An 11,268-nucleotide genomic window follows, 5' to 3' on the forward strand; every position below is an offset into this window, starting at 1 on the left:
AGTGGCAGGCACTGCCGGAATTCAACGCGATCTTCTCTGTGCCGGAGGTTTCCTGATGTTGGAAGTACGAAATCTCACCATCGCCCAGGGGGAACGCCCCCTTTGGCAGGGATTGTCGCTGACGGTGAAAGCGGGCGAACGGCTCGGTATCTCCGCCCCGAGCGGTTATGGCAAGACCACGCTGGGGCGGGTATTGGCGGGTTGGCAACCGGTTGGGGCCGGCGGGCAGATCCTGCTGGATGGGCAGCCAGTACCTGAACAGGTAAAAGGTTATAACCCCATCCAGCTGGTGCCCCAGCACCCGGAACTCACCTTCAATCCCTATCGCACCACCGGGCAGGCGTTGTGGGATGTATGGCGCCCCGATGACGCCATACTGGCCCGCTTTATGGTCAAGCCCGAATGGCTTGGCCGTAAACCCGGTCAGCTCTCCGGTGGCGAGCTGGCCCGCATCGCGTTGCTGCGCGCCCTCGATCCCCGCACCCGACTGCTGATTGCCGACGAGGTGACTGCCCAGCTGGATCCGCAAATTCAGCGCCAGCTCTGGCGGGAGTTGATGATTGAGTGCGAACAGCGCCGGCTTGGTATGGTGATCTTCAGTCACCAGCAGGCGCTGTTGCGCCAGATCTGCCATCGGGTGCTGCGCTTTGGTGAGGTGCCTGCGGAGCAGGAGGCGATGGCCCGTAGCGTGGCCTGAGGATTGGTGTTTCCCCCCTCATCCCCAGCCCTTCTCCCGCAAGGGGAGAAGGGAGTTGAAGGTGCCATCTCAATACGCTCAGGGTTTAGGGTTTGGAGAACCTTGGGGTTTGAAAATATGGCTGGTTGTTATGCTCGAAGCCTCCCTGAGGGGGTTGAGGGAGTCGTATTGTTGCAGCATATTGCCTGTATCCACGAATAGGTTCCCTTTTCCATGTTGAGACGGGAACGGAATGCGGCATCCACGAACCGGTTCCCTCTCCCTGGGGAGAGGGCCTGGGTGAGGGGACGCGAGTATGAGGCGCGGGCCATTCGGTATAGAGAGAGAACGCCTGATAAGGTTTGTAGATAAAGAGAGGGAGGCATCAGCCTCCCTCTCTTGCTATCCGCCGTTGGTAACGGCATTTAACCGGTTCTGGTTCAGGCTGTAGCCAGCCAGTTGAGCCAGGCATCCATCCCTTCGCCCGTGGTAGCGCTGACCTGGATCACCTGAATATAGGGGTTGACCCGTTTGGCGTTCTCGATGCAGCGGGCCACGTCAAAGCTGACGTAGGGCAGCAGATCGATCTTGTTGATCACCATCAGCTGGGCAGCGGCGAACATATCCGGGTATTTCAGCGGCTTCTCTTCCCCCTCGGTGACCGAGAGGATCGCCACCTTGTATTTCTCGCCGAGATCGAAGCTGGCGGGGCAGACCAGATTGCCCACGTTCTCGATAAAGAGGATGCCCCCTTCATTGGCGGGCAGCTGGTGACAGGCGTCGTGAACCATTTTGGCGTCCAGATGGCAGCCCTTGCCGGTGTTGATCTGCACGGCAGGGACACCGGTGGCACGGATGCGATCCGCATCGGCGCTGGTCTGCTGATCCCCTTCGATCACCGCGCAGGGGCGTTTGTCGGCCAGTTGGCGCAGAGTTTCGCAAAGCAAAGTGGTTTTGCCTGAACCCGGGCTAGAGACCAGGTTAAGCACCAGCTGGTCTGCGGCAGTGAAGTGTTCGCGGTTGTGGGCCGCCAGCGCGTTGTTCTTGGCCAGCACATCCATCTCGATGGCGATCAGCTGGCGCTGCCCCATACCGGGCACCGATAATCCCGCTTCCCCTTTGCCGTAGTGCAGATCACCCTGCTGATGGTCATGGTCATGGTCATGGTCATGGCTGTGATCATGGGGATGCGCGTGGGAATGGCCGTGGTCATGAGAGTGGGCATGATGATGGTCGCAGGGATGATCATGGTGGTGCTCATAGGGCTGATCATGCCCCTCATGGCTTATGGGAGCCCGCACCCCGTGGTAGTGGTGATGGACATCCCCCTGATGGTGATAGTGGTGGTGAATGATCAGGGTGCGCGGCGCACTCTGCTCGTGGTCATGATGGTGATGGGCGTCATGAGCATGATGATGGTCGTGCTCATGACCATGTTCATGTTCGTGATGATGCTCGTGATCGTGCTCATGGCCGGCGATCCGCGCCTGGCCGCATCCGCATACGCTACACATATCAACTTACCTCGATGTCGGTGATGCGCAGGCTATCACCCTGCGCGACTCGTAATTTGTATCCGCCACACTCGGGGCAGGCCTGCCCGCGCTCGGTGAGGGTGACCGTCTGGTTGCAGTCGTAACACCAGGCCTCTGCCGCCTGGTGCTGAAAGTGCAGTTGGGCTCCCTCGACGGCGGTGCCCTTGGCGGCCGCCTCGAAACAGAAGGCAATGGTGTCCGGGTCGACGCAGGAGAAGCTGCCGACCTCGAGCCAGAGGGCGGTCACCTTGGTAAAGCCCCGCTGGGTGGCCTGTTCAGCCGCCAGATCGATGGCGGCCATGGCCAGAGACATTTCGTGCATGGTGGCTCCTTAACCGATATGGGGAGGAGCAGTGACTCCTCCCTGTAATTGACGGAACGGCATGGCCGATCAACAGATCCGCGGCAGCAGCTCCCCTTGCGGTAGCTCCAGATAACGGCGGCTACCCCAGGGGTTGTTGAGGATCACCTTGTGGCGATCGCTTGCCTGCACCACGCCGATCTGGCTGGCGGCGGGGTTGAATTGCCGCAAGATGCCCAGCGCGTCCTGTGCCTGTTCGGCAGGCAGGGCCAGCACCATGGTTCCCTCGTTGGCGAGATCATGGGGCTCGAAGCCATAGAGCTCGCACAGGCCACGCACCGGATCGCACACCGGAATGGCGGACTCCTCCAGCTCGATGGCAACGCCGGAGGCGCTGCTCCATTCGTTGAGCACGGCGGCAAGGCCACCGCGGGTGGCATCGCGCAGGGCGTGAGGGGTAATCCCCGCTTTTAGCAGCGCTTCTACCTGCGGCCAGAGGGTGGTGCAGTCACTCTTGAGATCGGATCCCAGTTGCAGGGCGTCACGGGCCATCAGGATGCAGGCGCCGTGGCTGCCGATATCCCGCGACACCAGAATGGCGTCACCGGCTTTGAGGTTGCGTACCGAGATGCCCCGGCTCTGCTCAGGCCGCGGAAAGGTGCCGACCCCGCTGGTGTTGATAAAGATCTTGTCGGCCGCCCCCTTGGGCACCACCTTGGTGTCGCCGCAGACGATGCGGGCACCGCTCTTGGCAAGTTCGACCGCCATCGACTCGACGATGCGGGCCAGATCGGCGTAGGGGAAGCCTTCCTCGATGATAAAGCTGCAGCTCAGATACTCGGGCTTGGCCCCCATCATGGCGAGATCGTTGACCGTACCGGCGATGGCCAGTTTGCCGATATCGCCCCCCTCGAAGAAGAGCGGCGAGACGGTAAAGCTGTCGGTGGTGAAGGCAACGGGGCCGTTTACCGGCAGCAGGGCGGCATCTTCACCGCGCAGCAGGATCTCGTTGCCAAAGTGGCGAAAGAAGAGCTGATTGATCAGCTGGTTCATCTCCACACCGCCGCCGCCGTGGCTTAACTGAATTTCTCTCATTGGATCCCCATATATCGGTAGTAGGCATTGCAGGCCCCTTCGGAGCTGACCATGCAGCTGCCCATGGGCTGGGTCGGGGTGCAGCCCCGGCCAAAGACTTTGCACTGGTTCGGTTTGGCCAGGCCGCGCAGGATATCGGCGCACTGGCACGCCTTGTGGTCATCGATGGGAGTCTGATTAAGCGCAAAGTGACGCTCCGCATCGCGCTTGGCAAAGGCATCGCGCAGGCGCAGGGCGGAGGCGTTGATATCCCCCAGACCTCGCCAGCGAAAGTGCTCGCGGGTCTCGAAAAAGCGCTCGACCAGCCGCTGGGCGGCTTTATTGCCGCTGGCGGTGACGGCGCGGCTGTACTGCACCTCCAGCGCGTAGCGACCCTCCACCTTCTGGCGCACCATCATCAAGAGCGCCTCCATCACATCCACTGGTTCGAAGCCACTCACCACCACCGGCACCTGATAGCGATCGACGATAGGCAGGTAGATATCGGCGCCGGTGATGACGCTGACGTGGGAGGGGCCGATAAAGGCGTTCACCTTGGCCACCCCGTCGGCCATCACCGCATGAATGGCGGGGGGCACCAGCACATGGTTGATATGAAACAGCAGGTTCTCAATCCCCTCAGCTTCAGCCGCAGCCAGCAAGGCGGCGGTCATGGGGGTGGAGGTCTCGAAACCGATGGCGAAGAAGACCACGGTTTTCTCGGGGTTCTCACGGGCGATACGCAGGGCATCGAGGGGGTCATAGACCGGACGGATATCGCTCCCCTTGGCCCGCTGCTGGGCCAGCGTGCCCTTGGAGCCCGGCACCCGGATCATGTCCCCCAGGGTGACCAGAATGACGTTGGGCTGGCGGGCCAGCTCGATGGCCTGATCGATGCGCTCTTTGGGCATGATGCAAACCGGGCAACCGGGGCCGTGGACAAACTCGATGCTGGCCGGCAGCAACTGGTGCAGGCCGTATTTCATGATGGTGTGGGTATGGCCACCGCACACCTCCATCACCCGCAGCGGTTCGGGCAGATCTTTGGCCAGTTCGGTGATCTGGGCGGCGAGGGCGCGGATCACCTCGGGCTGGCGAAAGCCCTGAAAGAGGTCATTCAAGGTCAGCATGGCAAGATATCCTGCTCTGGCATCAGGGCCACCATCTGGCGGAAGCTCTCGAGGCTGGCCTGCGCCTCCTCTTCGTCAATCTTGCTCATCACAAAGCCGATATGGAGCAGCACATAGTCGTCAATGTTGAGAGGCTCTTCGAGCAGCATGCAGCTGACGCGCCGCTGCACCCCCAGGGTGTCGACGGTGACGCAGTTATCTTCGGGGTGCAGCTGCACCACCTGAGAGGGGATGGATAGACACATGAATTTCAGGACTCCGACAAGGTGGCACAACCGGTTGTGACAGGGTGGTGCGTGGCAAGATGGTGGATGGCAAACCAGAGCTGACCGGCGGCGATGCCACCGTCATTGAGCGGCAGGGTTTCGCTGGTCAATACCTGCCGGCCGGCCGCTTCGAGAGCGGGCACCAGCTGGTCCATCAGCACCCGGTTTTGAAAAACGCCGCCCCCGAATACCACCGGATAGCCGGGGACGCGCTCGGCAAGGGCGATGACCAGATTGCTGATGGCGCGGATAAAACCGGCGGCCAGGCTGGCGGTGGAGATGCCTTTTCTCTGCTCGCTGATAAGGGTATTGATGAGCTCGGCCCACTCGATATGCAGTGGCCCCTCTGTTGATTGGCTGAGATCAAAGGCGAGGGGGAAGGGCTGTTCATCTGGGGTGAGCTGCAAGGCGGCTGCCTCCAGCAAGAGTCCGGTCTCGCCCTCGTAATCAGGGGTATCAATCACCCCCAAGAGCGCCGCCACCGCATCGAACAGCCGACCGATGGAACTGGTGTAAGGGGCGTTGCGACCCAGCTGCCAGAGCTGGTGCAGGTTGCTGATCCGCTCAAGGGTCTGATTGTTGATCAACGGAATATCGAGGGTGCTGATCTGCTCAGGGCTATGCGATTCAAACAGCAGCCCCAGCAGCTGACGTACCGGCTCGCGAATGGCCGCCTCGCCGCCGATCAGCTTGAAGGGGGCAAGGTGGGCAACACGATCGAAGCCCTTAACGTCTGCGATCAGCAGCTCGCCGCCCCAGAGGGTGCCGTCATCACCAAGGCCGGTGCCATCGAAGGCAACCCCCAGCACCGGGCCCGTGATGTTGTGCTCGGCCATCACCCCCAGCAGGTGGGCGTGATGGTGCTGCACCTCGAGGTGAGTTGCACCCTGATCCTGGCAATAGCTTTTGGCCCACTGGTGGCTGAGATAGCCCGGGTGGCGATCCGAGACCAGCAGTTCGGGGTTGAGATCGTAGAGTTCGCGAAAGGTCGCCAGGGTCTGCTCGAAGTGCTCCTGCATCGGCAGGCTGTGCAGATCGCCGATATAGGGGCTGTAGATGCGCTGGCGGCCGAAGGCGAGCGCCAGCTGGTTCTTCTGCTGCGCCCCGACTGCCAAGAGCGGCACCTTGACCGCCTCTTGCAGGCTGGGAGTGCAGGGGGCATAGCCCCGGGCGAGGCGCAACGTCTGGCGTCGCCCGCCTGCCCACTGCACCAGACTGTCGTCGCACGGGTGCAGGATGGGGCGATTGTGATCCAGGATGCCGTCAATCTCGCTGCCGAGTTCCCTTACTACTGCCTCACAGTCGATCAGGATTGGGCTGCCGCGACCATTGGCGCTGGTGGCCACCAGCGGCATGGCGCAGGCGTCCAGCAGCAGCTGATGGAGCGGGGTATAGGGGAGCATGATGCCAAGGTAGGGGATGCCGGGGGCGATCCCCTCGGCCAGCGGCGCGGCTGACGGTCCAGATTCTGAGAGCCGATCATCGTTAATGCGCTTGCGCAGCAAGGTGATGGGTCTGGCCTGAGAGGCGAGCAGCTTCCACTCTGCTTCGCAGCCGGTGACATGTAATTTGGCCTCGGCAAGGGAGCCCATCATCACCGCCAGCGGCTTGCGCGCGCGCCGCTTGAGTGTTCGTAATCTGGCCACACTCTGTTCATTGCGGGCATCACACATCAGGTGATAACCCCCCATCCCCTTGACCGCAATCAGCGCCCCCGCTTGCAGGGCGCTTGCAGCTGCTTGCAGGGCATCCTCGCGCTCGGCCAAGGCATCGCCACGGCCATTTCGCCAACTGAGGTGGGGCCCACACTCGGGGCAGCTCACCGGCTGGGCGTGGTAGCGTCTGTCCAGCGGGTTTTCATAGGCCGCCGCACAGCGCCGGCACATGGCAAAGCCTGCCATGGCGGTATGGGGTCTGTCGTAGGGAAGGCTGCGGATGATGGTGTAGCGCGGGCCGCAGTGGGTGCAGTTGGTAAAGGGGTAGTTGTGGTGGCGATCGTTGGGGTTGGCCACATCCGTGGCACACGCCTCGCACATCCCCTGATCCGGCGAGATGGCGACCGTGGCCGCACTCTGCTGCTGGCTCGCTTTAATTCGAAACTGGCCATGAAATTGGCCATCGAAGTCGGGATCATGAGCAAGGGGCAGTTCCCGCTCGCTGAAATGATCGATGCGGCTAAGTGGCGGCGCCAGTTCCCGCAGTTCGCGGGCAAAGGTGGCGAGCTGCTCGGGCGATCCTTCGGCGCCGATGGTGACGCCGTTGGCATCGTTCAACACATAGCCGGCAAGGCCGTGGCGCAGTGCCAGCCCATAGACGAAGGGGCGAAAGCCGACCCCCTGTACGATGCCGTCGATATGAAATTCGCGGCGCAGCCGGTTGGCCACAGGATTGGCAGAGCCAGAGGGGGCGATGGTGGTGCTCATGCCGGCTCCATCTCATCTTGAGTCTGCGGCAAACGCAGCACCCGGCGCTCGTTCTCCTCGCGCCGCACCCAGCCATCCATCTCCATGCGCAGGCAGAACGGAATGGCGTATTTACGCGACAAGCCGGTGATCTCCTTGAGGGATGCCATGTCGATCAGATCTCCCACCTGCTGGCCCGCCAGCACGGCGGCGACCATCTGGTTGTAAAGCTCGGCGTCGTAGTAGATGGGGCCATCGAGCTGCACCAGATACTTGAGTCGTGCCAGATTGCGCAGCTGCTTTTGCAACGCGCCTTTTTGCTGCAAGCCCTGCTGCAGGGCGGCGGGCAGTTTGCGGGTGATAAAGGGATCCAGCTCCACGCCGCCGGGGCCCAGTTTACCGGGCTCGTAACCCTCCTTGCCTTGATCTCGCACCACCTTGAGCACCAGCTGCGCCTCTTCCCCCAAATCATCTTCCGACTCGCCGCTGCCCGGTTGCCACTTGTCATGGTGCAGGCGAATGAGCTGTTTGCTCTTGAGCTGCTGGAGCAGGGTCTGAGTGACCGGCAGGGCGATGCCAACGCGGGTTGCAAGCTCTGCAGCGCTGAGCGGTTCGCTGGCCAGCGTAGCGAGCAGCTGGTCGCGGCTTTGGGCCAGCCAGCAGTTATCCAGCAGCCACTCACCGAGGGGGGTGACCTGCTCGGGTTGCTGGTCAAAGCGGCTGGTCAGCACATAGCCGTTGAGCCCCAGTTGCAGGGTGGCCGGGTTGTAGTGCTCCAAGTCATCAGGCAGCTCACCTAGCAGGGCGTGCAGCGCCTTGCGTCTGGCGGGATGGATATCACCGCACCAGACGATGCGGGCGCCGTGCAGCAGTTCGCTGCTGCCGTGGCGAATGATGGCGAGCGGCTGGCCAAAGAAGCAGGGGATGGGGCTGGTAAAGATCAGCCGCGCCAGCCGGGTATCCTTGATGGGCACGAAACGGGCCCGGCCATGCCAGCTGCCGAGGGCCACCTCCACCTCGCGGTTGCGCTGCTCCCGAATGCTGCCGCCGACCTCGCAGAGCCGCACGATAAGGTGGGTTGCCGCCTCGCACTGGCCGACAGTGCTGGTAAGACAGTGACCACGTGCCACCTCCTTGTGGGGCACTTTTTTCAGGCCCACCGCCACCCGGCAGACGGCGCCAATCTCATCGACGCTCTGGTGATAGGCCTGCAGGGAGCGCACCTGCACCTCCCGATCGGCAGGGTAGAGGCGCAGCTTGTCCCCCACCTTGAGGCTGCCCTGTTGCAAGGTGCCGGTGAGCACAGTGCCGGTACCATTGGCGGTAAAGACTCTGTCTACATACAGTCGCGGGGCGCTCTGCTCGCGGGCAGCGTGTGAGGCTGGCAGTTCGGCCAGCTGGCGCACGATGGCGGTGTGCAGGGCGGCCATATTGGCGCCGGTCTTGGCACTGACGCTGACGATGTCGGGCACCATGCCGCTCTCGTCCATCACCCGCTCCAGCAGGCTCTCTTCCAACAGCAAAAGCTCGTCGGGGGAGACCAGATCGCACTTGTTGATGCAGACCAAGAGGCGCGGTACCCCCATCGCCTTGAGCAGGCGCAGGTGATCGCCGGTCATCTGCATCCACCCCTCGTCGGCGGCAATGACCAGCAGCACCAGATCCAGACTCCAGAGCCCTGCCACCATATTGCGGATATAGCGCTCGTGGCCGGGCACGTCGATGACGCCTATGGTGTTGCCCTGACCGTCGTCGAAGTGGGCAAAGCCGAGATCCTGGGTCATGCCGATGGCCTGCTCATGGGCGCGGGCGGTGGTGATGCCGGTGAGGGCTTTGATCAGCAGGGTCTTGCCGTGATCCACGTGGCCGGCAAGACCGATAACGGCGCGATAGGGGGTCATGGGATCAGGGCTCCTCGGTCGCAGTGATCGGAGTGGGCAGCAGCAATTCCTTGAGTTGGGCGATCAGCAGTTCCATCTCGGTCGGCAGCAGGGTGGCCATATTGAGCAGCACCTTCTGCTGGCGCACGGTGGCGATGACCGGCACCGGCAGTTCGCGCAAATCATCGAGCAGCTGCTGGGCCGGGCGCGGGTCGGTGCACTCCAGCGCAGGGGCCGGATAGAACTCGTCCGGCAAGGTGCCACCGCCCACCACCAGCTGGGCGGGGACCGGCACAAAACAGCCGGGCAGGGCTTCCATCAGCTGGGAGGCTCTCGCCTGCATGGCGGCCGGGTTGCTCAGGGTGCGCTGGGCAATACCCTCACCGATGTGGGATTTGTTGAGCTTGTGGATGAGCAGGCGTTCGAGCAGGGAGTAGATGATGCGGCTCGGGCGGAAGGTGCGCATCATAGGGTGTTTTTCCAGCCGCTTGATAAGATCGCTGCGGCCACTGATGATGCCCGCTTGCGGGCCACCCAAGAGCTTGTCGCCGGAGTAGCAGACCAGATCCGCCCCCGCCTTGATGTACTGGCGCACCGAGGTTTCATCCGGCGCAAACTCTTCGCTGGTCAAGCCAGAGCCCTGATCCACCGCTAGCACCACCTGCTCGGGCAGGGCGCGGGCCACCTCGCCGATATCGGGGGATTCGGTAAAGCCGCGAATGGCGAAATTGGATCTGTGCACCATCAGCACCAGCGCAGTCTGATCGGTGATGGCATCTAGGTAATCTTTGGCGGTAGTGATATTGGTAGTGCCCACCTCCACCAGTTTGGCGCCAGAGAGGGCCAGAATATCGGGGATGCGAAAGCCGCCACCAATCTGGATCTGTTCACCGCGGGAGACGATCACCTCGCGCCCCTTGGCCACTTCCTGCAGCAGCAAAAAGAGCGAAGCGGCGTTGTTGTTGACCACCAGCGAATCCTCGGCCTGGGTGAGGCAACGGAGCAGGGGGGCGATCAGCCCCTTGCGCCCGCCGCGCTTGCCGGTGGCGAGATCCAGCTCCAGATTGTTGTAGCTGGTGTTGAGGTCACGCACCTCGTCCCACAGATCGGCACTTAACGGCGAACGCCCCAAATTGGTATGCACCAGGGTGCCGGTGGCGTTGATCACCCGGGTTTGACGCTGGCGCAACTGCTGTTGGCAGCGTTTGGCAATCAGCGCCTCGATCTGCTCGGGGGCGACGCCGTGCTGGCGAAAATCTTCGCTCTGGCGCAGCTCGCTCAGGGTGTCGCGCACCGCCTGAGTCACCAGCGGGCGGCTCAGTTCATCGATAAACCTAGCGAGAAAGGGTTGCTGCAGCAGCTGTTCCACTTGCGGCAAACGGCGCGTTGGTTGCTGGCCGGGCTGTTGCTGAGAATCTGGCTGTGAATCGTCGGCAGCCGTACCTGATGCGGGCTGGCGATGGGGGATGGCTGGCGCGTGAGACGAGTTCGGCATGGGATTACCAGTGCAGTGCGTGGGTTCGGGATGCGCACCGGTTTGCCGATAGAGAGGCCGAGCTGACGGGTTATGGCACTACTGGCGATTTGCGGATGACTGCAAACTGGATGCATCAATGATGCGGGTATAAATTAATGCTGCATCGATGTTGATAAATTAATTTTTGGCCAGCGAGATAACCTGAGTTCGGATTATATTGGCAAGCGGCAAGCACCTTTTTTAAGGTATTACTTCAAACATATTGAACAAACAATGGAAATAACATCCAGGCCGACAAATTCAGCGAGAGAGTATTTGTTCAATAGATGAATTTGGCGGAAGAGGCAGGAATCGAACCTGCCAAAGCCTTCTCGGCTCACATCGGTTTTGAAGACCGAGGAGGCCACCAGACCCCATCAACTTCCGTAACGGTCGCCATTTTGTGGCAAATTTCTGTGACTGGCAACGCTTTTTTTGTCATAAAAAAGCGAGAGTTAGCGATTTTTTGAAAAAATCAAAGAACCTTG

At 61.7% G+C, this 11,268-nt stretch carries 9 protein-coding genes, 1 tRNA gene and 1 pseudogene; 2 read left to right on the forward strand and 9 right to left on the reverse strand.

The features are described from left to right. Positions 1-55: 55 nt before the first annotated feature. Positions 56-697: an ATP-binding cassette domain-containing protein gene (locus G5182_RS01070; RefSeq protein WP_227340652.1), complete on the forward strand. Its 642-nt coding sequence runs from the start codon at positions 56-58 to the stop codon at positions 695-697. Positions 698-1,116: 419 nt separating this feature from the next. Here the strand turns inward: G5182_RS01070 and hypB are convergent. Further along, positions 1,117-1,881: pseudogene (hypB, locus tag G5182_RS01075) on the reverse strand (hydrogenase nickel incorporation protein HypB); the annotation flags it as partial. Here hypB and G5182_RS01080 point away from each other — a divergent pair. Then, on the forward strand, positions 1,804-2,214 hold the full coding sequence (locus tag G5182_RS01080; protein ID WP_421254108.1) for a hypothetical protein: 411 nt from the start codon (positions 1,804-1,806) through the stop codon (positions 2,212-2,214). The pseudogene hypB and the gene G5182_RS01080 sit on opposite strands and share 78 nt — an antisense overlap. Here the strand turns inward: G5182_RS01080 and hypA are convergent. The 8 genes from hypA to G5182_RS01120 form a co-directional block, all read right to left on the reverse strand. Beyond that, positions 2,192-2,533, reverse strand: a complete 342-nt coding sequence (gene hypA / locus G5182_RS01085; protein WP_024944968.1) for a hydrogenase maturation nickel metallochaperone HypA — start codon at positions 2,531-2,533, stop codon at positions 2,192-2,194. The two genes, G5182_RS01080 and hypA, sit on opposite strands and share 23 nt — an antisense overlap. 69 nt (positions 2,534-2,602) lie before the next feature. Beyond that, on the reverse strand, positions 2,603-3,607 hold the full coding sequence (gene hypE / locus G5182_RS01090) for a hydrogenase expression/formation protein HypE (protein WP_421208430.1): 1,005 nt from the start codon (positions 3,605-3,607) through the stop codon (positions 2,603-2,605). Continuing rightward, entirely contained in the window at positions 3,604-4,716 is a 1,113-nt protein-coding gene (gene hypD, locus G5182_RS01095) for a hydrogenase formation protein HypD (protein ID WP_421208432.1), read from the reverse strand. The genes hypE and hypD overlap by 4 nt, the downstream gene beginning before the upstream one ends. Further along, positions 4,710-4,961, reverse strand: a complete 252-nt coding sequence (locus G5182_RS01100) for a HypC/HybG/HupF family hydrogenase formation chaperone (protein WP_421208434.1) — start codon at positions 4,959-4,961, stop codon at positions 4,710-4,712. The genes hypD and G5182_RS01100 overlap by 7 nt, the downstream gene beginning before the upstream one ends. Positions 4,962-4,966: 5 nt before the next feature. Continuing rightward, positions 4,967-7,405 carry a carbamoyltransferase HypF gene (hypF, locus tag G5182_RS01105; protein WP_421254109.1) on the reverse strand — a complete coding sequence of 813 codons (2,439 nt, stop codon included), beginning with the start codon at positions 7,403-7,405 and terminating at the stop codon, positions 4,967-4,969. Next, entirely contained in the window at positions 7,402-9,285 is a 1,884-nt protein-coding gene (selB, locus tag G5182_RS01110) for a selenocysteine-specific translation elongation factor (RefSeq protein ID WP_421254110.1), read from the reverse strand. The genes hypF and selB overlap by 4 nt, the downstream gene beginning before the upstream one ends. 4 nt (positions 9,286-9,289) lie before the next feature. Beyond that, on the reverse strand, positions 9,290-10,759 hold the full coding sequence (gene selA / locus G5182_RS01115; protein ID WP_421254111.1) for an L-seryl-tRNA(Sec) selenium transferase: 1,470 nt from the start codon (positions 10,757-10,759) through the stop codon (positions 9,290-9,292). 315 nt (positions 10,760-11,074) lie between these two features. Next, positions 11,075-11,166: transfer RNA gene (locus G5182_RS01120), tRNA-Sec, on the reverse strand. Positions 11,167-11,268: the final 102 nt, after the last annotated feature.

Source organism: Aeromonas sp. 600948 (assembly GCF_049174875.1).
Taxonomy (GTDB): Bacteria; Pseudomonadota; Gammaproteobacteria; order Enterobacterales; family Aeromonadaceae; genus Aeromonas; species Aeromonas veronii_A.

Excerpts from the sequence above, each read along its gene's own strand:
- G5182_RS01070 (WP_227340652.1), top strand. The coding sequence starts at position 56 with ATGTTGGAAGTACGAAATCTCACCATCGCCCAGGGGGAACGCCCCCTT.
- selA (WP_421254111.1), bottom strand. The coding sequence starts at position 10,759 with ATGCCGAACTCGTCTCACGCGCCAGCCATCCCCCATCGCCAGCCCGCA.
- G5182_RS01100 (WP_421208434.1), bottom strand. The coding sequence starts at position 4,961 with ATGTGTCTATCCATCCCCTCTCAGGTGGTGCAGCTGCACCCCGAAGAT.
- hypE (WP_421208430.1), bottom strand. The coding sequence starts at position 3,607 with ATGAGAGAAATTCAGTTAAGCCACGGCGGCGGCGGTGTGGAGATGAAC.
- selB (WP_421254110.1), bottom strand. The coding sequence starts at position 9,285 with ATGACCCCCTATCGCGCCGTTATCGGTCTTGCCGGCCACGTGGATCAC.
- hypD (WP_421208432.1), bottom strand. The coding sequence starts at position 4,716 with ATGCTGACCTTGAATGACCTCTTTCAGGGCTTTCGCCAGCCCGAGGTG.
- hypF (WP_421254109.1), bottom strand. The coding sequence starts at position 7,405 with ATGAGCACCACCATCGCCCCCTCTGGCTCTGCCAATCCTGTGGCCAAC.
- hypA (WP_024944968.1), bottom strand. The coding sequence starts at position 2,533 with ATGCACGAAATGTCTCTGGCCATGGCCGCCATCGATCTGGCGGCTGAA.